At 40.8% G+C, this 23,666-nt stretch carries 15 protein-coding genes and 1 pseudogene; 8 read left to right on the top strand and 8 right to left on the bottom strand.

Translation table 11 applies throughout. The features are described 5' to 3' along the window. Window positions 1–116: 116 nt before the first annotated feature. The 3 genes from ACDG22_RS07460 to ACDG22_RS07450 form a co-directional block, all read right to left on the bottom strand. Complete coding sequence (locus ACDG22_RS07460; RefSeq protein ID WP_370858831.1) at window positions 117–2,174, bottom strand: glycoside hydrolase family 20 protein; 2,058 nt, start codon at window positions 2,172–2,174, stop codon at window positions 117–119. Between the two features lie 7 nt (window positions 2,175–2,181). Further along, entirely contained in the window at window positions 2,182–4,521 is a 2,340-nt protein-coding gene (locus ACDG22_RS07455) for a glycoside hydrolase family 20 protein (protein WP_270230202.1), read from the bottom strand. Between the two features lie 390 nt (window positions 4,522–4,911). Further along, complete coding sequence (locus ACDG22_RS07450) at window positions 4,912–5,853, bottom strand: bile acid:sodium symporter (protein WP_007566819.1); 942 nt, start codon at window positions 5,851–5,853, stop codon at window positions 4,912–4,914. Between the two features lie 161 nt (window positions 5,854–6,014). On the opposite strand from ACDG22_RS07450, the gene ACDG22_RS07445 reads away from it, so the two are divergent. From ACDG22_RS07445 to dnaA, 3 genes are all read left to right on the top strand, one after another. After that, entirely contained in the window at window positions 6,015–7,238 is a 1,224-nt protein-coding gene (locus ACDG22_RS07445; protein ID WP_270230201.1) for an N-acetylmuramoyl-L-alanine amidase, read from the top strand. Window positions 7,239–7,257: 19 nt separating this feature from the next. Next, the gene (locus tag ACDG22_RS07440) at window positions 7,258–8,145 is read left to right on the top strand and encodes an MlaD family protein (RefSeq protein ID WP_270212050.1); all 888 of its coding nucleotides are present in this window, start codon (window positions 7,258–7,260) and stop codon (window positions 8,143–8,145) included. A 326-nt stretch (window positions 8,146–8,471) separates the two neighbouring features. Continuing rightward, a complete protein-coding gene (dnaA, locus tag ACDG22_RS07435; protein WP_007566826.1) occupies window positions 8,472–9,881 on the top strand; it encodes a chromosomal replication initiator protein DnaA in 1,410 nt (469 codons plus the stop codon). An 81-nt stretch (window positions 9,882–9,962) separates the two neighbouring features. Here the strand turns inward: dnaA and ACDG22_RS07430 are convergent, their stop codons facing one another. Further along, window positions 9,963–10,703 carry an NADPH-dependent oxidoreductase gene (locus tag ACDG22_RS07430; RefSeq protein WP_204461550.1) on the bottom strand — a complete coding sequence of 247 codons (741 nt, stop codon included), beginning with the start codon at window positions 10,701–10,703 and terminating at the stop codon, window positions 9,963–9,965. Window positions 10,704–11,012: 309 nt separating this feature from the next. Between ACDG22_RS07430 and ACDG22_RS07425 the strand changes: the two genes are divergently transcribed. The 3 genes and pseudogenes from ACDG22_RS07425 to ACDG22_RS07415 all read left to right on the top strand — a co-directional run. Beyond that, on the top strand, window positions 11,013–13,556 hold the full coding sequence (locus ACDG22_RS07425; RefSeq protein ID WP_178270067.1) for an adenosylcobalamin-dependent ribonucleoside-diphosphate reductase: 2,544 nt from the start codon (window positions 11,013–11,015) through the stop codon (window positions 13,554–13,556). 1 nt (window position 13,557) lies between these two features. Further along, window positions 13,558–13,932, top strand: coding sequence for a dihydroneopterin aldolase (folB, locus tag ACDG22_RS07420; protein ID WP_178270068.1), 375 nt, complete (start codon window positions 13,558–13,560; stop codon window positions 13,930–13,932). Between the two features lie 4 nt (window positions 13,933–13,936). Beyond that, window positions 13,937–14,413 (top strand): annotated as a pseudogene (locus ACDG22_RS07415) (hypothetical protein); the annotation flags it as partial. 607 nt (window positions 14,414–15,020) lie between these two features. Here the strand turns inward: ACDG22_RS07415 and ACDG22_RS07410 are convergent. From ACDG22_RS07410 to ACDG22_RS07395, 4 genes are all read right to left on the bottom strand, one after another. Next, the gene (locus tag ACDG22_RS07410; RefSeq protein WP_370858830.1) at window positions 15,021–17,486 is read right to left on the bottom strand and encodes a glycoside hydrolase family 95 protein; all 2,466 of its coding nucleotides are present in this window, start codon (window positions 17,484–17,486) and stop codon (window positions 15,021–15,023) included. A gap of 171 nt (window positions 17,487–17,657) precedes the next feature. Continuing rightward, window positions 17,658–18,998, bottom strand: a complete 1,341-nt coding sequence (locus tag ACDG22_RS07405) for a citrate/2-methylcitrate synthase (RefSeq protein ID WP_007566836.1) — start codon at window positions 18,996–18,998, stop codon at window positions 17,658–17,660. Between the two features lie 18 nt (window positions 18,999–19,016). After that, window positions 19,017–20,276 (bottom strand): NADP-dependent isocitrate dehydrogenase, encoded by a 1,260-nt coding sequence (gene icd, locus ACDG22_RS07400; RefSeq protein ID WP_370858829.1) that lies wholly within the window; start codon window positions 20,274–20,276, stop codon window positions 19,017–19,019. Window positions 20,277–20,283: 7 nt separating this feature from the next. After that, entirely contained in the window at window positions 20,284–22,542 is a 2,259-nt protein-coding gene (locus ACDG22_RS07395; protein WP_370858828.1) for an aconitate hydratase, read from the bottom strand. A gap of 323 nt (window positions 22,543–22,865) precedes the next feature. Here ACDG22_RS07395 and ACDG22_RS07390 point away from each other — a divergent pair, with 323 nt between their 5' ends. Both ACDG22_RS07390 and ACDG22_RS07385 read left to right on the top strand, forming a co-directional pair. Then, window positions 22,866–23,189 carry an FtsB family cell division protein gene (locus ACDG22_RS07390; protein ID WP_007566844.1) on the top strand — a complete coding sequence of 108 codons (324 nt, stop codon included), beginning with the start codon at window positions 22,866–22,868 and terminating at the stop codon, window positions 23,187–23,189. Beyond that, window positions 23,182–23,526 (top strand): hypothetical protein, encoded by a 345-nt coding sequence (locus ACDG22_RS07385; protein WP_007566846.1) that lies wholly within the window; start codon window positions 23,182–23,184, stop codon window positions 23,524–23,526. The genes ACDG22_RS07390 and ACDG22_RS07385 overlap by 8 nt, the downstream gene beginning before the upstream one ends. Window positions 23,527–23,666: the final 140 nt, after the last annotated feature.

Here is a 23,666-nt window from a genome sequence, read left to right as displayed (position 1 = left end):
AATATAATTATTTTATATTATCGATAGTATAAAAAACAAAATAATTATATATACATTTTATAATAATTAAATATCTTAAAAATGTTAAGAACAAATTTAAGATATTTAATTACTTATCATTTCACAATGATTTCATCGACAAACTGTATACCATCTTTATATAAAGAATCAGCTATTGCCTGATATCTGATATATCGTGCATCAGTTTCACCTTCCCAACTGAATTTTTTAAATGACACTGAATCATCTTTTTGAACCTGATGATCAATAGCAGTCAGTTGAGTATAATCTTTACCATCAACAGAAGATGATATGACAACTTTTGATGGCATATATACATAAGGTCCCCAGATCTGCATGAAATCAGCAGATACAGAATGAATCTTTGTAACCTTCTCCAAGTCAATCACTACATCCATCCGATGATTATTTGCAAATCCCAGCCAACGTTTATCATTATAATTCCATCCTCCACGCAGACCATCAGTCAATGTTTTTTCTCCATTTGCCGGATAATTAGGCCAATACGGAATATTGAAAGTCACTTTTTTACCCAAAGCCAAATGTTCTACCGGCTGGCTATATTCTTTTCTATTACCTATTTCCTTAGCATAATCAAAAGTATTATATCCTTTCTCTTTAAGTACCGGTATTATCTTTAATATTCTTTCGTGGAAAGAATCCCAAGATTTTTTTTCAGGTGCAGTCCATGCTACTTCCGACAAAGCAATGGCACGCGGATAAAGCATATATTCCATATGCTCATCAGTTGGAATATATTCTGCCCACAAATTTGCTTGGACTCCCAATATAAAATCTTGTTTGTCTGCACTAATAGAATCAGGAACAGGATTATAAGAATATACTTTTTCCAACGGCAGATAACCGCCAATAGCCTCAGGCTGAGAATATGGTGCATCCTGATAACTGTCAAAATAACAATATTCTCCAGGAGTCATAATTGCATGATGACCAGATAATACGGCATCAATTCCGCCTTGTTCACCACGCCATGACATAACAGTTGCATTAGGAGCTAATCCACCCTGAAGTATTTCATCCCATCCCAGCAAACTGCGTCCATGTTCGTTCAGGAAACGCTCCATGCGATGAATCAGATAACTCTGCAATTCATCAACATCCTTCAACCCTTCTTCTTTCATACGCTTCTGACATAACGGACAGCTTTTCCATGCAGCTTTCGAAGCTTCATCACCTCCAATATGAATATATTCGGAAGGGAACAACTCCATTACTTCTGTCAGCACATTTTCAAGAAATTCAAATGTCTTTTCATTGCCGACACAAAAATCAGACTGCTTTCCCGGTTCATGGGTACACGATAACTCCGGATATGCAGTAAGCACCTCTTCTGAATGAGAAGGCATTTCTATCTCTGGAATGATAGTGACACAATGTAACCGTGCATACTCTACCATCTCACGGATATCATCTTTTGTATAATAACCTCCTTGTGCTTCCGGATCTGTTTCTTCACAATATCCTCTATCACCATTCCACCACTCTTTCCAAGTCTTTCCTTTACGCCATGCAGCCAACTGAGTCAAACGAGGGTATTTATCAATAGCAATTCTCCAGCCTGCTGCATCAGTAAGATGCAGATGCAATCTGTTAAATTTATAATGAGATAACAGATCTATCTGCTTCTTTACAAATTCTTTCGAACGGAAATGACGCGAAACATCAAGCATAATTCCTCGATAGGGAAAACGAGGTTCATCTACTATATCAACAAACTGCACACGTCCTTTACCCTGCTCCGCCAACTGGATTAAACTCTGTACACCATAGAACAAACCGGCATCAGACAAAGCTTTTATAGAAACTCCATCTTCGCCAACATGTACAGAATAACCTTCGGGAGAAGAAATACCCTCAATAGCATCTACCAGTTCCAGACGAATAGAATTTGTCTTTGTATTATCCGCTTCGTACGATACTGGTAAGTTAGTCTCAGTAAATGCCGTTTTAACTATAGCCCAATCATCTTCATTTCCCTCAAAAGAAACACGAGTGTCCTTGTTCCATTCGAACGCACCGTTACCAAAAGAACATGAAAGCGGCAAAGGTGTTATAGCTACTTCATCTTTCTTTGTACAGCTGCCAGCCAGCAACAGCACCAGACTCAAAAGAGCCAACAGTGATTTTTTCATATAATCATTAATTTAAAATTATTTCGTCTACCAATAAAAATGGAGCCTTACCTGCATCCCAGTGCCAATCGGGCATACTCTTTTCACTGATTACCTTTATTTTAACATATGTAGCCTTACAAGGATCAAATGAAAGCTCATGTTCTATAATTCCATCTGAGTCAGACTCCTGCATTTGCTTATACTCTTGAGAAGCAACTTCTTTATAATTCTTATTGTCGGAGGATACAGAAACAGAAAAACCTCTGGCATCGAAAAGCCATGCATCTTTTCTGACATATACATGAACTGAAGCTGAGCTCAATATAGTTTCAGCCTGCATATTTATGACAGCCTCCAAATCATTACCTGCTACAGCCAGCCATGCTCCTGTATCGAAACTGTGATTACCATTTCTTCCGTCGACCAAAACGACCGGTCCGTCAGGGCTAAAACGGGATTCATTGGGCTGCAACAGCACAACAGGTTTCAAGGTAGCTTTATTGAAACGAATGGTATCAACAGATATTTTACTTGTACGGTCCGGATGAACTGCCATTGTTTTTAATACAACAGACTGGTCTATCGTAAAAGGTTTTGTATATTTCAATGATTTTTCTGTTGGATCCTGACCATCAAGTGTATAATAAATAGGATCATCGGCCATCGTACTTAACTGTACATTCAATACATGATTTACCGTATCAGCTTTCATGTCAACATTTACATCGTACACATGTGTGGCATAATTCCAGCCATAACAATCGTATACAGCAACCAGATGAGGAACTCTCCGCAGAAAATCTTTATAATCTTTTTTAGAAGGATCAGTCCACTGAACTTCCGCAGCTGCTCCCAGACGAGGAAGAACCATATATTGAACCTGAGAGAATACAGGAATATATTCTGTCCATAAATTAGCCTGTACACCTTTTATATATTGCTGCTCTTCTTCCGTCAGTTCCTTAGGCATCGGTTCATAATTATAAGTCTTTTCAATAGGCAAATATCCACCGATAGCCAAAGGCTCATCTTCCACTTTCTTAGACTGATAATAATCGAAATACAAATACGTATTGGGAGTCATTATCACATCGTGATGCTGATGAGCAGCTTCAATGCCTCCACTTTCACCAATCCACGACATCAATGTAGCATCAGGCACCAAACCTCCTTCCAGTATCTCTGTCCAACCAATGATACGTTTTCCTTTCTCTTTCAGATATTTTGCAGCTTCCTGAATCACATAACTCTGCAAACGTTGTTCCTTTGTATGTTTGGCATCCGATTTCAATCCCAGACTCTTGATTCGCTCCTGACACTTCGGACACTTTTCCCAACGTACTTTCGGACACTCATCTCCGCCAATATGAATATATTCAGACGGGAATATATCAGCAACTTCAGACAACACGTCTTTTACAAACTGCAATGTAAAATCATTTCCTACACATAAAACATCCTGAGATACCCCCCATATCGTTCTAACTTCATAAGGTCCTCCGGTACAGCCCAATTCAGGATAAGCTGTCAGTGCAGCCTGCATATGTCCCGGCAAATCAACTTCAGGAATGATAGTAATATGACGCTTGGCTGCATAATCAATTACATCACGCAATTCATCCTGAGTATAATATCCACCATAAGATTTCCCGTCGTATATACCACTATACCAACGACCGACTACCGTTTCTTTACGCTCTGAAGCAACAGACATCAGTTTGGGATATTTCTTTATTTCAATACGCCAGCCCTGATCATCAGTCAAATGCCAGTGGAAACGGTTAATATTATGCAGCGCGAGCATATCAATAAAAGTCTTGACTTCATCTACCGTATAGAAATGACGAGCCACATCCAGCATCGCACCACGATAAGCAAACCGAGGCTTATCATAAATCTCTACTGCAGATAAATTCACGTTTATATCCTGAGCCACAGGTAAAGATTTTCTTAAAGTCTGAATACCATAAAAGACACCAGCTTCGGAAGCTCCGGAAATGCAAACTCTTTTATCATTAACAATCAATTTATATGCTTCTGCGTTATCGTCACTCAGATCAAGAGTCAGGCAAATCGCTCCATCTACCGGCATACCAGCATGGGAAGTCAGCTTTACTCCTGTCTGTCTTTCTACATAATCAACCAAGAACTCTGCATTATCCTGCATCTTCCGATTGTTTTCAGGATATATAACAGCAACTCCGTCTTTCAACAAAAAAGAAGCATCACCTTTACAATTTACATCTAGGGGCTTGGGAATGATTTCATAATCAGAATTCAACGTTCTTTTTTCGGAGCATGCATAAAAACAAGTAGAAAACAATATACACAGCACGCCCATCAAATTAAATGAAATCCTTTTCATACAGCAAGTAAAGATTTAAGTATAACAAAATGGCAATTCCATCTATTTTTGCAATTACCTTATGCAAAGGTATAAATTTAAATAACAATAACAAGAATATTAATTAAATATTTTAATAATAAACAAATTCTTACTTCTGTATTTAAATAATTATAACATATATAATTGACATCATCAATATATCAGCAAAAGAAGTTCGATAGAAATGCTGATAGAAATAAAAAACATATACAAAAAACGTTATTTCTATTCAGATTTTTAAGGACTATTGCTGTTTAATCAGCCAATAAGATAAAATCAGTCAATACAGATTCAAAAGCCAAAACCAGAAACAGAACTCAACAAAATAACCATCGGCTTATGCAGCATATATAATAAGGAGTATAAAAATTACCCATTCCTTCTTTTCTTCCACAACTGCCAGCTATTGATTATGTTCTGCCATACCACATAACTCCCAGGAGCTATCGCCGATGCCGGATTCAAATAAGTGTATGCCATCCATATTGCAAGTACCGTATTTTTTTGTCCTAATGCCTGGCCACCACTGATACGGTTGTCGTGTCGGCCACCAATATACTTTCCAAGCCAGAACTGCAACACACACACAACAAGAGCCCAGAAAGCAATCAGAAGTTCTTCACCCACAGAAATGTTTCCTTCAACAACCGAACGGGTAGTCTGTCCCATTACAATAATCAGAGCTAAGGCCCACAAATAAAAAGCCATATCTTTCAATCCTACAAGAAAACGGTGAACAGAAGGAAAGAAACGGCGCAAAAGAACAGCTGTAAAAAATGGGAACAACAGCAATGGAAAGACCTTTCCTAATATACGCAAAAAAGATTCCCCAAAAGCAATATCAGTTGGTTCTACCAAAGGAAAGACCAATGGAACCATGATAGCCGCAAGCAAATTTGACAACAATGTATAAGTAGTAAGCGCAGCAGCACTTCCTCCCAGCTTTCCAGTAATAACAGCTGCTGCTGTAGCAGTAGGACAAATCAAACATACCATAGCTCCTTGCAATGCAGCACGCCAATATTCATCCAGCGGCAAAAAAAGCAACAGACATGCTACTAGCAAACAAGACAGGAACTGGACAAGCAACAACCATCCCTGCCAGCATTGCGGAACAAGTTCTTTTACCTCAACCTTACAGAAAGTCAGTAACAATTGGGCAAAAATAAGAAATGGTGTAAGCCATGCTATCAGAATTTTCACAACCGGCCGAGTCGGAGTCAGAAAATCGAATGTCGCAAAACAAAAATAACCTATAACTCCTGCAAGCATTGCAAGAGGAAGTGTCCAATTCTTTATAAACTGTAACATAATCACTCTGTTTATTCAACCGACAAAAGTACGCAAAACCATCAAAACATATTGTAATTTTAATTGTTTTTATAGGCGTTATCTACTGAAAACTAATTCTTGTCAATGTAAAATAGAAACAGAATGCAAAAAAAATATTAACTTTGCAACGAATGAACTATATGAAAAAGAATATATTCCACATACTATATATTATTTGTTTTCTGCTGATTTTCGGACAATCAGAAAATGGACAGGCTGCTGCACAGAAGCAATTTACTGTAGTTATCGATGCAGGACATGGAGGAAACGATCCCGGTGCCATAGGAAAACGCGGACGTGAAAAGAATATCAACCTGAATGTCGCATTAAAATTAGGACAGCTCATCGAAAACAACTGTAATGATACACGCGTCGTATATACTCGTAAAAAGGATACGTTTGTTCCACTGCACAGACGAGCAGAAATAGCCAATAACGCAAAGGCCGATTTATTTATTTCAATACACACCAATTCTCTTGAATCACGAAATAGCAAAGTCAGTGGTACAGAGACCTATACACTAGGTCTTCACCGTACACAAGAAAATCTGGAAGTTGCCAAGAAAGAAAACTCTGTAATCTTAATAGAGGACGACTACAAGCAACGTTATGCAGGATTTAACCCAAATTCGGCTGAAAGCTACATCATATTCGAGTTTCTTCAGGATAAATACTTGTCGCAGAGTGTAAACTTTGCTTCAATGATACAAAAACAGTTCCGCCAAAGTGCGCGCCGTATAGATAAGGGAGTGCATCAAGCTGGCTTTTTGGTACTACGTGAAACATCAATGCCTAGCGTGCTGATAGAACTGGGATATATCACCAATCCTAACGAAGAAGCGTATCTGTTATCAGAACAAGGTTCTTCTGCTTTGGCCAAAAGCATTTATCAGGCTTTTTTAAATTATAAACAGCATAGCCGAAAAAGTGCAACTGCAGTTTCTCCAGTCAGTGAACCGGAAGAAGATATAGAAACTCCAGAATCAGAACCACAGCAAACAAACATAGAAAGTATGCAAAGTCCTTCTCCTGTTGCATCCAAGCCTTCTGAAAAGAACACTACAGCTACTTCAAAGAAAACAGAAACAGATAACAAGCCGGTATTCAAAATTCAGATACTTACTTCAGACAGAATACTTCCTGCACAAAGCAGATTATTCAAAGGACTATCGCCTGTAAGCCGTTATAAGGAAAACGGAATCTACAAGTATACTTATGGAGAAAGTACGGATTACAACCGCATACTCCGCTTAAAACGAAGTAAAGTAGACGGTAAGTTTAAGGATGCTTTCATTATAGCCTTCAAGAACGGAGAAAAAATGAATATCAATCAAGCTATCAGAGAATTCAAGAAAAACAGATAACAATAGAATCCAGACAAATATGAAAAAAGAAGTAAAAATAGGTTTAGCAGGAATTGCCGCGTTACTTATACTTTTCTGTGGCATCAATTACCTGAAAGGTATTAATATGTTTAAGCCGGAAAGCTATTATCATGTAGAGTTTACCGATATTAACGGACTTGCTCAATCCAGCCCCGTATTCGCTAATGGATTTAAAGTTGGTATCGTACGTGATATAGAATATAATTACCAAAAGCCAGGACATGTTGTTGTGGGTATCGAAATGGATCAGGAAATGAAGATTCCTACAGGAAGTAAAGCTGAGCTTATAACAGAAATGCTGGGAACTGTAAAAATGAATCTCATCCTGAATCACGAAAGTACCACATTTTATAATGAGGGAGACACATTACCAGGTACAGCTAATACAGGACTGTTAGGAGCAGCAGAAAAAGATCTGCTTCCCAAAATGGAACAAATGCTTCCTAAACTGGATTCCATTCTGGGTTCATTAAATAAATTATTGGCAGATCCTGCATTGAGCAAAACATTGCATAATGCAGAACAGCTGACAGCTTCTTTAAATTCAACAAGTGCCCAGTTGAATAAGTTAATGTCAACCGATGTTCCTCAGCTGACAGGTAATGTAACTGCTATTACAGAAAACTTAAAGACTATTACCGACAATTTAAAAGGTGTAGACTATGCATCTACTCTTGCCAAAGCTGATTCTACACTGCAAAATGTATATTTGCTTACAGATAAATTAAACAGAAAAGACAATACGCTAGGATTACTTATGAATGATTCCAGCTTGTATAATAACCTGAATGCAACAACAGCCAACGCTGCCAGCCTGCTAGAGGATTTAAAGTCTCACCCAAAACGTTATGTACATTTCTCACTTTTTGGGAAAAAAGATAAATAAACACACTATATAGAAATATTCCAAATAATAAATTAGACTAACATCTAAACAAATAGAATAATAACTTCTTGATTATCAAGCAAAAGCAATCAAGAAGTTATTATATTCAAAGACAGAAACAAATATATAAACATTTGAGAAACAACTTCTTGCAAACGAGCAAATCTGGGAATATTTCTAAAGAAGCCATTCAACAAACAAATCACTGATTCCCAACCTATTGTAAGAATAATTAAAAAAGCAAACAAAAAGACATTTGTTTTTCTGAAAATTGATTACGAAATTTGCAAACGTAGAAGTTTCGCTTTATTAATAACAGATTAAATATGATTGAAAACAATCAGGCTATTGCATTGTGGAAACGTTGCTTAAACTTTATAAAAGATAACGTTAATGCGACAGCCTATAAAACATGGTTCGAACCCGTCGTTCCATTAAAATACGAGGATAAAGCCTTGACTATAGGGGTCCCCAGTCCTTTCTTCTATGAATATTTGGAAGAAAAGTATGTGGGGCTCTTGCGTGCCGCCATTTATAAAGAAATTGGTGAAGGCACAGAGTTGATGTATTCTATACTCACAGACAAGACAAACCATATAGCCATCGATATGAAAGGGACAGAGCGTTCATCAGCTTTGCCTCCTCAGGCTCCTATACATAATGGTAATAAGGCTCCCAGCCTATTACAAGCCCCGGCTGTGCAAGACTTAGATCCACACTTGAACCCTAATTATAACTTTGAAAATTTTATAAAGGGAACAAGTAATGAGTTTTCAAGAACTGTGGCCGAAACCGTAGCTCAAAATCCGGCACGTACATTCAACCCCTTATTTCTGTATGGTCCGTCAGGTGTTGGAAAGACACACCTTATCAATGCCATAGGTACACGTATAAAGGAACTTTATCCGGAAAAGCGTGTTTTGTATGTATCTGCACACTTATTTCAGGTACAATACACAGACTCTGTGCGTACAAATCACTTCAATGATTTCATCAGTTTCTATCAAACTATTGATGTGCTGATTATCGACGATATCCAAGAGTTTGCCGGTGTAACCAAGACACAGAATACATTCTTCCACATATTCAATCACCTGCACCAGAACGGAAAGCAGTTGATTTTAACTTCCGACCGTGCCCCTGTCATGCTGCAAGGTATGGAAGACCGACTGCTGACACGTTTCAAATGGGGACTTGTTGCTGAATTGGAGAAACCAGACATTGAATTACGCAAAAACATCTTGCGCAATAAAATCCGTCGCGACGGTTTGGTTATTCCAGAATCAGTAATTTGCTACATAGCGGAAAACGTAAATGAAAGTGTTCGCGAACTAGAAGGTATTGTAAACTCACTGTTAGTATATTCTATCCAGCTGAAGCGCGAAATAAATCTGGATTTAGCTCAACGTATTGTCCGCAAAGCTGTACGCTGCGCTGAAGTCAAACCACTTACAGTTGATAATATCATCGAAAAAGTATGCAGTCATTATAAAGTGGATGCTTCTACCATCCATACCAAGACCCGCAAACGTGAAGTGGTTCAAGTACGCCAAGTAGCAATGTACCTAGCCAAGAAACATACAGATACATCATCTTCAAAAATCGGTCAGCTGATTGGTAATAAAGACCACGCTACAGTACTTCACGCTTGTAAAATAGTGAAGGATCAGGTAGAGGTAGACAAAGCATTCAAAGCTGAAATTGAAGAAATAGAGGCTAGTTTACATCAAAAATAAGACCAAGAGATACATAAAATAAAAGCCGTGGTATTCGAATACCACGGCTTTTATTTTATGTATCAGACAAGAACATCCCAATTATTTATCAAACAACTGCTGCTTCAATGTTTTTTTCAACAAATCCGACATCGCTTCATTATCAGCCTTTCTATATCTGATATCTGTAAAAATCTGGGCAAGGGTTTCTGTATGATTTATTTCTACAAAATGACGGTTTTCAGGAAGAGATTCCTTATAAGCAAAAATGTCCTCAATCTCTTCTGGTGTATAATCATGATACTTTTCCTGATGGATAATACCCTTTATCGGCAAACGGTCTGGCTGAGCAGGAGATTCATCGGGGTAGCCTACAGTTATTGTTGCAACCGGTATCACCAATTCTGGCAAATTTAATATTTCTATAATCTGATGAGGATTGTAAATGGTAGTTCCTAAAAAACATGTACCCAACCCTTTATCCTCAGCAATCGTACAAAAATTCTGTGTCACCAGCAATGCATCTGTCATTGCATTCATAAAAGAAAGCAAATTATCATATCCCGGTTCAGCTTTTCTTTGGCGACACCATTTACTAAAACGATTAAAATCGGCACAGAAAGTCAGTACAACTGGAGCAGAAGTTACCATCGGCTGGTTAAAATGAGCCGGAGCCAACTGTGCCTTCATTTCCGGATCACGAGTAACAACAACACTATATAATTGCATATTACCCATTGTAGCTGCACGGAAAGAAGTTTCCAGCATATCATTCAACAAATCGACAGGAATATCCTGTGCCTTATATTTACGTATCGTACGTCTGTTCTTTATTGAATCCATAATTAAAAAGTTGATTTATTTACAAAGGTACAAATAAAAAATAAGTATATAACAATGAATAGCAAATAAACACACCAAAAAGACAAAGTTATTCAAAACAGTAAACTTCAAGAAAACCACAAAATCATAAACAGTTAATAATCAAACAAATATAAAAACAAAACGGAAAACTTTGCAGATTGTTAATAACTTCTTTCTCTTTTATTTTGCAAATAAGAAAAACATCTTTAGCTTTGCAGCGGTTTGTTATTCAATAAAGCAATTCTACAAATTAAAAAGAAAATAACGAACTAATATCATTATATAAAAGTGGAAAAACAAACGTACAGCTATGACGAGGCTTACAAGGCATCGTTAGAGTATTTTAAAGGAGATGAACTTGCTGCCCGCGTTTGGGTAAACAAGTACGCTGTAAAAGATTCCTTCGGAAATATTTACGAAAAATCTCCCGTGGATATGCATTGGCGTATTGCCAATGAAGTAGCCCGTATCGAGGCAAAATATCCTAATGCACTCAGTTCGGAAGAACTCTTTGGATTATTCGATCACTTCAAGTACATCGTTCCTCAGGGAAGCCCGATGACAGGTATCGGAAATGATTATCAAATTGCTTCATTATCCAACTGCTTCGTTATCGGTCTGGACGGGAAAGCCGACTCTTACGGTGCTATCATTCGTATCGACGAAGAACAAGTACAGCTGATGAAACGCCGTGGTGGTGTAGGACATGACCTTTCACATATCCGCCCGAAAGGCTCACCTGTAAAAAACTCAGCACTGACTTCTACCGGACTGGTTCCCTTTATGGAACGTTATTCAAACTCAACCCGTGAAGTAGCTCAAGACGGACGTCGTGGAGCACTAATGTTGAGTGTATCTATCAAGCATCCCGACTCTGAAGCATTTATCGATGCCAAGATGACCGAAGGGAAAGTAACAGGAGCCAATGTTTCAGTTAAGCTGGACGATGAATTCATGCAGGCAGCTGTAGAAAACCGTACCTATACACAGCAGTTCCCTATCGATTCAAACGATCCACAGGTAAAAAAAGAAATCAACGCTTCTGCTCTGTGGAAAAAGATTGTTCACAATGCATGGAAATCGGCAGAACCAGGAGTTCTTTTCTGGGACACCATCCTGAGAGAATCAGTACCCGATTGTTATGCAGACCTAGGTTTCCGCACTGTTTCAACCAATCCGTGTGGTGAAATTCCTTTGTGTCCGTATGACTCTTGCCGTCTGCTTGCCATCAACCTTTACTCATATGTAGTAAATCCATTTACTCCTGAGGCATATTTCGACTTTGAATTATTCAAGAAACATGTCGGATTGGCACAACGTATCATGGACGACATTATCGATCTGGAACTTGAGAAAATCGAAAAAATCATGGAAAAGATTGATTCAGACCCTGAAAGCGAAGAAGTAAAGGGAACTGAACGTCATCTGTGGGAAAAGATTTATCGCAAATCTGGTCTAGGACGCCGTACCGGAGTAGGTATTACAGCCGAAGGAGATATGCTTGCCGCCATAGGATTGCGCTATGGAACAGAAGAGGCTACCGAATTTTCTGAAAAAGTACACAAAACAATCGCAATAGAAGCTTACCGTTCTTCAGTCAATATGGCAAAAGAACGTGGAGCATTCGAAATATACGATGCTGCACGCGAAGTAAATACCCCGTTCATCAACCGTATAAAAGACGCCGATCCGAAACTCTACGAAGACATGAAAAAGTACGGACGTCGTAACATTGCCTGTCTGACAATCGCTCCAACCGGAACAACAAGCTTGATGACTCAAACAACATCGGGAATTGAACCGGTATTCATGCCTGTGTACAAACGTCGCCGCAAAGTAAATCCAAACGATGCAAATGTACACGTAGATTTCGTAGACGAAACTGGAGATGCTTTTGAAGAATACGTTGTATTCCACCATAAGTTCCTGACATGGATGCAAATAAACGGATACGATCCAGACAAACATTATACACAGGAAGAAATAGACGACCTGGTTGCCAAATCTCCTTATTATAAAGCTACATCAAACGATGTAGACTGGCTGATGAAGGTCAAAATGCAGGGACGTATCCAAAAATGGGTAGACCACTCAATCAGTGTCACTATCAACCTGCCAAATTCTGTTGACGAGGAACTGGTAAACCGCCTTTACGTAGAAGCATGGCGTTCAGGCTGTAAAGGATGTACCGTATACCGTGACGGTTCACGCGCCGGAGTTCTCGTTTCTACACAGAAGAAAAAGGATAAGAAAGAAGAAGAGTGCCAATGCAAACCACCTCAGGTAACAGAAGTACGTCCTCGTGTTCTGGAAGCTGATGTCGTTCGATTCCAAAATAATAAAGAAAAATGGGTGGCTTTCGTAGGACTACTCGACGGACATCCATACGAAATCTTCACAGGTCTGCAAGACGAAGAGGAAGGTATCCTGCTGCCGAAATCAGTAACTTCCGGACGTATCATCAAGAGTTACGATGAAGACGGAACGAAACATTACGACTTCCAGTTTGAAAACAAACGTGGTTACAAGATGACCATCGAAGGACTTTCTGAGAAGTTCAACAAGGAATACTGGAACTATGCAAAACTGATATCCGGTGTGTTACGTTGGAGAATGCCTATCGAACAGGTTATCAAACTGGTAGGTTCATTGCAGCTCGACAGTGAAAACATCAACACCTGGAAAAACGGTGTACAGCGTGCATTGAAGAAATACGTACAAGACGGAACCGAAGCCAAAGGTATGAAATGTCCTAACTGCGGACATGAAACCTTAGTTTATCAGGAAGGCTGTCTGATTTGCAAGACTTGTGGAACATCACGCTGCGGATAAAATGATGAAGCAGGCTACAGACATGTATATTCATCTGAAAGGTATCAGACTGTACGCTTATCACGGTGTACTACCTCAAGAGAATCGTGTAGGAACGCAATATACAATCGACTTACGTCTGAAGACAGATTTTACACTCGCTGCTGAAACCGACCGGCTGGAAGGAACCATAAACTACGCAGATGTATTCAATGCCGTAAAAGAAGAAATGCGCATTCCTTCCCAACTGCTTGAACATGTAGCATGGAGAATTGCCCAAAGGCTATTGGATGATTTCCAGACAATAAGTGAAATCAATATTGCACTTTACAAGCAAAATCCTCCGATGGGGGCCGACTGTTCACAAGTAGGTGTAGAAGCAACTTACATCAGATAAATAAAATCGAGTAGGAGGAAAACGAAGTAGTTTTCTTCCTACTTTCGTTTTCCGACCTCTCACACCACCGTACGTGCCGTTCGGCATACGGCGGTTCTTTACTATGGATGCCTTTCGTATTCTTCGAAAGACACTTCCACGACATCTTCTTCAACCATCCATTTGTAGGTCTGCGCTCCTTTATACCCTTCGGATTCCGTCCTATCTCTTTAAAGGTAGCCCAATACTTCTGTTTTGGTTTTATGCATTCGTTCCAACAAACGGTAGTTTTCAGTTATGCCGTTTAAATAAAGTTTGGTCCTTCCCTATAGGCATGCATGCCTTGGGTACTACGACCTCTGCTGACTTCTCACGGCAAGCTTTACTCCATCATGGTACTTCGAATCATTCATCCTCACCATATGTCCGTGAGACATCCTCGGATAAGGGTATTAACTTTCAATCTTATGTCTGCTCCATTTACACTAACCGTCCCGAATAGCTATAGGGCTTTAGTTTGTTTCGCAACCTTACCCACGGTCATATGCCTTATATGAAGTTTCTGTTCGTCAGACCAGATGTTTGCCGCCAGCTTCTTTCAGATTCCAACTCGCGATGGACACCCTTGCTTTTGGCTGTATGATTCCCGCTATTAGGGCTCATTGGGGACTTGCACCCGTTAGCTAATACTCATGCCGAGCATACGAAAAGGAGTCCGGATGATGAAAGTGACCTGAACCAATCATCACTTCATCTATCCGGACTCTTTTTTTATACCCTTTACTATGCAAAATATCAGTGCCCGAAAGATATCTCTTTTCTTAAGGAAAATCTGAAAACAAAGCTAAAAAGACTTCTAAAAAACATGCCCTTTACCGATTCAGTCTCAACTCCAAAACAGTAATAGAAAGAGCTGAAAACAGGTAAAAGACATGTTTTTTATATCTCAAGGAAGTTTTGCAAAAACATCGTGATATTTTCTAAAAAACTGTACGAAAGTTTGTGTCACTTCGTACAAAAAAACAGCCAAAATTCATGTTCTTTATACGAATAATTCATCTTCTTTTTCATAACTTACCAGCAAGTTCTTGCAATCGGCCTCAAACACCTTATAATCCTCTTGTCACAACGTAATCTTTTCCGGCTTCTGTTGCCAGATCATACTCATAGACTCTCGGAATAACCGGATATTGCGGATTGATTTCCTTCGATACCAAAGGCTCTTTAATGGCAGCCTGGCGGAACAGTGGATTAGGATTTGTTCCCGATGCCGGCTTCAGCCCCTCTCCTTTCAATGGAACATACGAACGCAGACGCAGGTTTCCTCCTATGCGGGAGTGAATCTTAGCAGTATTCAACTGTACGCCATTCCAGTCCATATCGACAACAAATCCTCCGCGGGCAACCAATCCTTTGACTTTACCTTCCGCCCATTTGTCGGGTAAAGCCGGAAGCAAATGCACTGCCCCGTCGTGACTCTGAAGCAACATTTCTGCAACTCCAGCCGTAAATCCGAAATTTCCGTCTATCTGGAAAGGAGGATGCGCGTCAAACAAGTTAGGATACGTACGTCCTTCAGGATATTCTTCTTTTACCTCGTCATTGGGCAGCAGAACCAGCAAATTGGAAATCATCTTATATGCATGATTGCCGTCGAGCAGGCGTGCCCACAGATTAATCTTCCATCCGATAGACCATCCGGTAGCCTTATCACCACGTTGCAGCAAGGTGTTTTTTACAGCCTGAAAAAGCTGTGGATGAGTAAACGGAGAAATCTGATTGCTGGGGAACAATCCGTATGCATGCGATACGTGGCGGTGTCCGTCTTTCGGATCGTCCAGATCTTCCAGCCATTCCTGCAACTGATTGTAACGCCCTATCTGCATAGGAGCCATTTCGGAAAGCAAGGTTCTCAACGAATCTCTGTAAGCAGCCGAAAGTTCCAGAATTTCAGAAGCAGCCAGTGTATTGCTCAATACATCGAAAATAATCTGATTATCCATCGTACAGCCCGATACGATAGTAGAAGCTTTCTTGGTGTCTTCACCCTTCGGACCATGCTCGGGCGACATGGAAGGAGCTGTAACTTTCCATCCATATTTCGGATGAGGAATCATATACCCCAAGAAGAAATCGGCGGCTCCTTTCATTGCCGGATAAGATTTTCTCAGGAAATCTTTATCGCCGGTATACAGATAATGCTGCCATAAGTGAGTAGTCAGCCAGGCTCCTCCTACCGGCCATGTTCCGTAGAAAGCTTTGTCTACCGGACCAGTGACACGCCAGATATCAGTATTGTGATGTGCCACCCATCCGTTGCAACCATACATCGTACGTGCGGTTTCACGTCCGGTTACAGATAAATCCTGAACCAGACCGAACAAAGGTTCATGGGTTTCCGACAGATTGGTAACCTCTGCCGGCCAGTAATTCATTTCGGTATTGATATTGATGGTATACTTTCCATCCCACGGAGCATTCAACTGATGATTCCAGATGCCTTGCAAATTGGCAGGCTGTCCTCCCGGCTGTGAAGAAGAAATCAGCAGGTAACGGCCATACTGGAACATCAAAGCTGCAAGTGCCGGATCATTTCCCTGACTGAAACCGGCAATACGCTTCACCGTTTCCTGTCTGGCTGTTTTAGTGTTTTCTCCTCCTAGCGAAAGCGAAACACGATTGAACTGCGACTGATAATAGTCGGTATGTGCTTTCAGCGCTTCGGAATACTCTTTTTTCATTGCACCAGCCAGCAAAGCAGAAGCTTTCTTGCTTTCATTTCCCTTTACATTATGATAATTGACGAAATTGGTTGCAGCAGCGATATACAAGGTAGCCGCAGTCGCATGCTCAACAGAAATATATTTATCCGTCAGACTGACCTTACCGCCTTCTGCTATCACCTGACTCTGAGTTTCAACTTCGATTACTCCTTTCACACCTTCATGGTCTCCACCCTTGCCGCGAAGAACCAGCTTTTTCCCCTGCTTTCTTACCGTACTTTGCAGCGGAGAATCATAGCTTACCTTAAAATTCAATTCACCTGGTTTATCGGTCGTGAAACGGACAATGATTACCCGATCGGGAAAAGAGGCAAAAACCTCACGCTGAAAGTTCACTCCGTCTACCTGATAACGGGTTGTCGCCACGGCTCTTTCCAGATTAAGGTCACGATAATAATTCTTAGCTTTTTCATGGCCCGGCGCTTCAATAATCAAGCTTCCGATTGTCTGATAAGGCATACCGTTGCGCCCCGTATAAAACGTCTGGTCAATCAGATTCTGGGCGTCCATTGTCTTTCCGGAGAAAATCAGGTTACGTACTTCAGCCAGACTTTCGAGCGCTTTCGGATTGTCATTCCGATACGGTCCTCCTCCCCAAAGCGTTTCTTCGTTCAACTGCAATTCTTCGCGCGATGTTCCTCCATAAACCATCGCTCCCATCGATGAGTTTCCTACGGGCAGTGCCTCTACCCATGTTTTTGCCGGTTGCTGATACCACAGCTTCAAATTTTGTGCGTGTGCCGAGAGCATCATCCAAACACATGCTCCCACTAATAACAAATGTTTTTTCATATAAGGTTTACTTATTGTATTTACGACGACAAAGATAACTAAAAGAGAAATAGCATCCAACGGTTCAAAATATTTTATTCCGAAAACAGAAAATACAATAAAAAAGCTGTCCGGATTTCCGTTTTCAATACGCAAATCCAGACAGCTTCTCTAATCTCTTTAAAAGAAATTCTATCTCTCTACAATCGGAGTATATGCTACTTCATCGAGTACATTCTTATATGCCGGACGAATAATTCGTCTTCCTTCGAAGTTCAGTTCCTCAATGCGGTGTGCCGTCCATCCCACAATACGTGCCATGGCAAAGAGCGGCGTATAAATTTCCATCGGAAGTCCCATCATTTCATAAATGAATCCCGAATAGAAGTCAACATTCGAGCAAACCTGCTTTTTCGTTCCCTTCACCTTCTTGAAACATTCTATGGCACGCTGTTCCAGCAGTTCGAGGAAAGCAAATTCCTTTTCGCATCCCTTTTCGGCTACCAGTTCACTTGCCAGCTCCTTCAGAAGCACTGCACGAGGATCGGAAATGGTATATACAGCATGTCCGATACCATAAATCAGTCCGCTTCCGTCGTATGCCTCTTTCCGTAACATACGCATCAGATATGTATCTATTTCGTCCACATTGGTCCAGTCGGAAATAACCTCCTTCAAGTGGTGGAACATCTTTACTACCTGTATATTAGCACCTCCATGCAGCGGACCCTTCAACGATCCGATACCTGCCGCTATGCTGGAATAAGTATCTGTACGGGTAGAACTGGTAACACGTACCGTAAATGTTGAGTTGTTACCACCACCGTGTTCTGCCTGAAGTACCAACAGCAGGTCGAGCATACGAGCCTCCAGCGGTGTATAGTCTTTCTTTATCATATAGAGAAAGTTCTCGGCAATCGAGAGATTCTCATGCGGATGGCGGATATGCAGCGAACGTCCGTGAATACTATGACGGTAAATGCTGTACGCATAGGCTATGATGGTAGGGAACTTCGATATCAGCTCGATGGACTGGCGCATCAGGTTATCGCGTGAAATATCGTCCGGATTCGGGTCGAACGTATACATCTCGAGCACACTGCGCGCCAGAATGTTCATGATATTCTGACCCTCCAGGTCGATGATATTCATGGTCGTCTTCTTGTCGAGTGGCATATTGTCGTTTATCAGCTCTTTGAAAGCAGCCAGTTGTTCACTGTCGGGGAGTTCTCCCGAAAGCAGCAGATAGGCAACTTCCTCGAATCCGAAACGTTTTTCCTTCAACAATGCATGGGCGATGTCATCCAAATCGTATCCTCTATAGAACAACTTTCCGGGAATAGGTTTCAAACCCTCTTCAGTACGCTCATAACCTACAACGTTACCAATCTTAGTCAGTCCTACAAGAACACCTGTGCCGTCTTCATTACGCAGACCACGCTTCACATTATATTTCGTGAAAAGCTCATTATCAATCCGGCATGCCTGTTTGGCACATTCCGAAAGTTTATATACGATATATTCTTTTTTCATTCTGATACGTTCTTTTGATTATAATGACTCTATTACACGCTGTCCGAACTCTTTCGTACCCAAAGCTTTTCCGTCGGGCATGAAACGAGCCAGATCGACCGTTGCCTCTCCTGCTCCGAACAATTGTTCCAATGCATTTGTGATGAGTAAAGCAGCCTCTTTCCATCCCAGATACTCCAGCATCATGACAGACGACAGCAATAACGAACAAGGATTAACTACATTCTTTCCGGCAATATCAGGAGCCGTACCGTGCGTTGCCTCAAAAATAGCATGTCCTGTCAGGTCATTGATATTGGCCCCCGGAGCGATTCCGATACCTCCTACCATAGCGGCCAGCTGGTCGGAAACATAATCTCCGTTCAGATTCAACGTTGCAATAACCGAATATTCTTCCGGGATAAGCAAGGTATTCTGCAAGAAGGCATCAGCAATACAGTCCTTAATAATAACTTTTCCTGTATTCATAGCCTCAGCCAGTGCAGCCTTTGCCGATTCTTCACCCAGATCCTTCTTCAACTGGTTATACTGGTTCATCGTAAATATACGGCCGGCAAACTCTGTTTCTGCCACTTCATACCCCCAACGCTTGAATCCTCCTTCGGTAAATTTCATAATATTTCCCTTGTGTACCAGTGTAACCGAAGGCAATTTGTGCTGCAATGCGTACAAGATAGCTGCACGCACCAGACGTTTCGTGCCTTCTACTGATACAGGCTTTACTCCGAACGAAGAAGTTTCGGGGAAACGTACTTTCTTTACACCCATCTCATCACGCAGAAAAGCATAAAACTTCTGTGCTTCGGGAGTACCCTGCTCCCATTCGATACCGGCATAAATATCTTCTGTATTTTCTCGGAAGATGTGCATATCCACTTTTTGAGGTTCTTTAACCGGAGAAACTACTCCACGGAACCAGCGTACCGGACGCAGGCAAACATACAAATCGAGTGTCTGACGCAAAGCAACATTCAGCGAACGAATACCTCCTCCTACCGGTGTAGTAAGAGGGCCTTTAATACCTATCAAATACTCACGGAAAGCATCCATAGTCGCTTCGGGCAGCCATTCTCCAGTCTGTTCGAAAGCTTTTCCTCCAGCCAGAACTTCTTTCCATTCGATAGAGCGTTTTCCACTATAAGCCAACTTTACAGCTTCGTTTACTATTTGCTGACATACGGGAGTAATCTCTGCTCCCACTCCGTCACCTTCTATAAAAGGGACAGTTACACAGTCGGGCACAACCAACCGACCGTCTTGCATATATACCTTACTCATAATCTTTTTATTGTTTTCTGAATGTATTCAGGGCACACCCTGCCTTAAACCAACCTATCTGCATTTCGTTGTATGTATGTGATGCCAAGAACATATCTTCTGTTCCGTTTTCATGTTTTACGATTACCTGCAACGGCTTTCCCGGAGCAAAGCTATCCAACCCTACAATTGAGATGCAATCGTGTTCCTGTATCTTGTCGTAATCATCTTTATTCATAAAGGTAAGCGCCAGCATACCTTGTTTTTTCAAATTCGTTTCGTGAATACGGGCAAAGCTCTTAGCAAGAATCACACGTACATTCAGGAATCGAGGTTCCATGGCCGCATGTTCACGGCTCGAACCTTCTCCGTAGTTTTCCTCTGCCACTACAATAGAAGGAATACCTTTTGCCTTATATTGCTTTGCCACAGCCGATACAGCCTCATAATCACCAGTCAGTCTGTTCCATACACTATTGGTCTTGCCATTGAATGCGTTTACAGCCCCCATCAGCATATTATCGGAAATATTTTCCAAGTGTCCACGGAAACGGAGCCACGGTCCTGCCATCGAAATATGATCAGTAGTACATTTACCCTGTGTCTTGATCAGCAACGGCATATCTGTCAGATCCTTTCCATCCCATGCTGCAAAAGGAGCCAGTTTCTGTAAACGTTTAGAATCGGGAGCGATAGAAACTTCCAGATTCTTTCCGTCGGCAGCCGGAGCTACATATCCGTTGTCGTCTACCGTGAATCCTTTATCCGGCAAGGTTTCTCCTGCCGGAGCATCGAGCTTGACCTGCTCACCTCTTTCATTTGTCAATGTATCAGTCAGCGGATTGAAACATAAATCTCCTGCAATAGCCAGCGCCATAGCTAACTCAGGCGAAGCGACAAAAGCATGCGTATTGGGATTGCCGTCGGCACGCTTGGCAAAATTACGGTTAAACGAAGTCACGATAGAATTGGCACGCTGCGGATCGTCAGTTACACGCTTCCACTGTCCGATGCACGGACCACAAGCGTTTGTCATAATCACTCCTCCTACCGCTTCAAAATCGGCTATCATTCCATCACGCTTTGTCGTACAGTAAACCTGCTCCGAACCTGGATTTATAATTAACTGGGCAGTCATTTTCAACCCTTTTGCCTTCACCTGACGGGCCAATGAAGCCGCACGAGTCAAGTCTTGATACGAAGAGTTTGTACACGAACCAATCAACCCCACTTCCATCCGTTGCGGATAACCGTTTGTCCGCACCTTTTCTGCAAATTCCGATATCGGACATGCTGCATCGGGTGTAAACGGACCATTGATATATGGCTTCAATGTAGACAAATCTATATCAATAACTTTATCATAATATACTTCCGGATTAGCCTCTACCTCTGCGTCAGCTTTCAGATACAAAGCATTGCCCGAAGCCATTGCAGCCACCTCCTTACGTCCCGTAGCACACAGATATTTCTCCATTTCCGCATCATAAGGAAATATGGAAGTTGTAGCTCCTACTTCAGCGCCCATATTACAAATGGTCGCTTTACCGGTAGCAGACAGTGAAGCCGTTCCTTCTCCAAAATATTCGATAATGGCATTGGTAGCTCCTTTTACAGTAAGCATACCCGCCAGCTTTAATATTACATCTTTGGGCGAGGCCCAGCCATTAAGCTTACCTTTCAGACGCACACCGATAATTTTAGGCATTTTCAGTTCCCATTCCATTCCGGTCATTACATCTACCGCATCAGCTCCTCCTACTCCGATGGCAATCATTCCTAAACCGCCGGCATTGGGAGTATGAGAATCTGTTCCTACAATCATTCCGCCCGGGAACGCATAGTTCTCTAATACAACCTGATGAATGATACCAGCTCCCGGTTTCCAAAAACCGATGTTATATTTAGAGGCAACACTCTTCAGAAAGTCATATACCTCCTTATTTGTCTCTTCAGCTACAGGTAAGTCTTCTTTAAATCCCCGATATGCCTGTATCAAATGGTCACAGTGTACCGTAGCCGGAACAGCAGCACTTTCTTTCCCTGAATTCATAAATTGCAGCAACGCCATCTGAGCCGTAGCATCTTGCATAGCTACTCTGTCAGGACGGAAATTTACATAATCCTCACCACGGCGAAAAGAAGCAACTGTATCTGCATTATATAAGTGTGCATATAATATTTTTTCTGCCAATGTCATGGCTTTACCTAATTTCATTCGCGCTGCATCCACATGTACTGCATACGATGCATAAAAGCGTTTCAGCATCTCAATATCGTAAACCATTCTGTTTTCCTTTCTTTTTTACCTTTTAAATAATGTCACAAACATATAGAAAATATTTTCAACAATCAATAAAAATTAAATAAATTAATTCATTTTGAAAGAAAATATCGCAATATTGCATAATTATAACATAAAGAAAGATTCTATTCTTTACAAAGTTCTTTATTTCTTCATTCAATTTACAGAAAAGAAAACAGGAGGTTTCATAAGATTATAAAAACGGAAACAACCTTACATCGACAGTTCTGAAAAAATAAAATCAACGAACATATATACTTCATAGATTATCACTATCTTTGCCTGTAAATCATTAAGAACATCATATGAGCAAACTGAAAAAAGCATGGGAATATATCCGTCAGCATAAATACCTTATTACAATACTTGTCTTTTTGCTGATAATCGGTGTATTAGATGAAGAAAACAGTCTGATACAGCGCTTCTCACACTGGCGTGAAATCCAGACATTAAATACGGAAATAGAGCATTACCGTAAACAATATGAAAGGGACAGTCGCGAACTAAAAGAACTGACTTCAAATCCGGAGGAACTGGAAAAAGTTGCACGCGAAAAGTACTTGATGAAGAAAGAGAATGAAGATATTTATATTTTTGAAGAAGATTTGAAAAAGATCAAGGATGAGTAAATACTATTCTGCTATAGCTACTGTAGGGGCAGTAGCACTACTGTTGGGAGCTGCACTGCAAATCACCCAACTGGCATGGGCTCCATACTTATATCTGATAGGAGCCATTATGTTTGCCTATGTACAAGTAATGAGCGGTTACGAAGGGAAAAACATCATTATCCGCCGCCTGCGCCGCCAGCAAATAATCGGAGCAACTTTACTGGTTGTTGCCGGAGTAATGATGATTCTCTGGAAACGAAATGAATGGGTAGTATGTCTGACTATTGCTGCCGTACTGGAAATGTACACCGTATTCCGTATTCCTCAGGAAGAGGAAAAAGAAAAGAACAAATAATCCGGTTCAAGAGCATATACACAAAACAGAGTAAGTTTTTGATAGCACAGTAACCGGTTACTATTAAAATATAAAAGCCATATCAAACTCAGTATCGAGTAATGATATGGCTTTATTTTATCACCGTGATTTTATAAACA

This window comes from Phocaeicola coprocola, assembly GCF_041333015.1.
Classification (GTDB): domain Bacteria; phylum Bacteroidota; class Bacteroidia; order Bacteroidales; family Bacteroidaceae; genus Phocaeicola; species Phocaeicola coprocola.
The sequence above is the reverse complement of the archived record's forward strand: the minus strand, read 5'-3'. Positions and strand labels throughout refer to the sequence as shown.

Bases quoted from the DNA above. Each gene is read 5' to 3' on its own strand.
- ACDG22_RS07440 (WP_270212050.1), top strand. From the start codon at position 7,258: ATGAAAAAAGAAGTAAAAATAGGTTTAGCAGGAATTGCCGCGTTACTT.
- ACDG22_RS07445 (WP_270230201.1), top strand. From the start codon at position 6,015: ATGAAAAAGAATATATTCCACATACTATATATTATTTGTTTTCTGCTG.
- ACDG22_RS07450 (WP_007566819.1), bottom strand. From the start codon at position 5,853: ATGTTACAGTTTATAAAGAATTGGACACTTCCTCTTGCAATGCTTGCA.
- ACDG22_RS07455 (WP_270230202.1), bottom strand. From the start codon at position 4,521: ATGAAAAGGATTTCATTTAATTTGATGGGCGTGCTGTGTATATTGTTT.
- ACDG22_RS07395 (WP_370858828.1), bottom strand. From the start codon at position 22,542: ATGGTTTACGATATTGAGATGCTGAAACGCTTTTATGCATCGTATGCA.
- ACDG22_RS07410 (WP_370858830.1), bottom strand. From the start codon at position 17,486: ATGAAAAAACATTTGTTATTAGTGGGAGCATGTGTTTGGATGATGCTC.
- folB (WP_178270068.1), top strand. From the start codon at position 13,558: ATGATGAAGCAGGCTACAGACATGTATATTCATCTGAAAGGTATCAGA.
- ACDG22_RS07430 (WP_204461550.1), bottom strand. From the start codon at position 10,703: ATGGATTCAATAAAGAACAGACGTACGATACGTAAATATAAGGCACAG.
- ACDG22_RS07390 (WP_007566844.1), top strand. From the start codon at position 22,866: ATGAGCAAACTGAAAAAAGCATGGGAATATATCCGTCAGCATAAATAC.
- ACDG22_RS07385 (WP_007566846.1), top strand. From the start codon at position 23,182: ATGAGTAAATACTATTCTGCTATAGCTACTGTAGGGGCAGTAGCACTA.
- icd (WP_370858829.1), bottom strand. From the start codon at position 20,276: ATGAGTAAGGTATATATGCAAGACGGTCGGTTGGTTGTGCCCGACTGT.
- dnaA (WP_007566826.1), top strand. From the start codon at position 8,472: ATGATTGAAAACAATCAGGCTATTGCATTGTGGAAACGTTGCTTAAAC.
- ACDG22_RS07460 (WP_370858831.1), bottom strand. From the start codon at position 2,174: ATGAAAAAATCACTGTTGGCTCTTTTGAGTCTGGTGCTGTTGCTGGCT.
- ACDG22_RS07405 (WP_007566836.1), bottom strand. From the start codon at position 18,998: ATGAAAAAAGAATATATCGTATATAAACTTTCGGAATGTGCCAAACAG.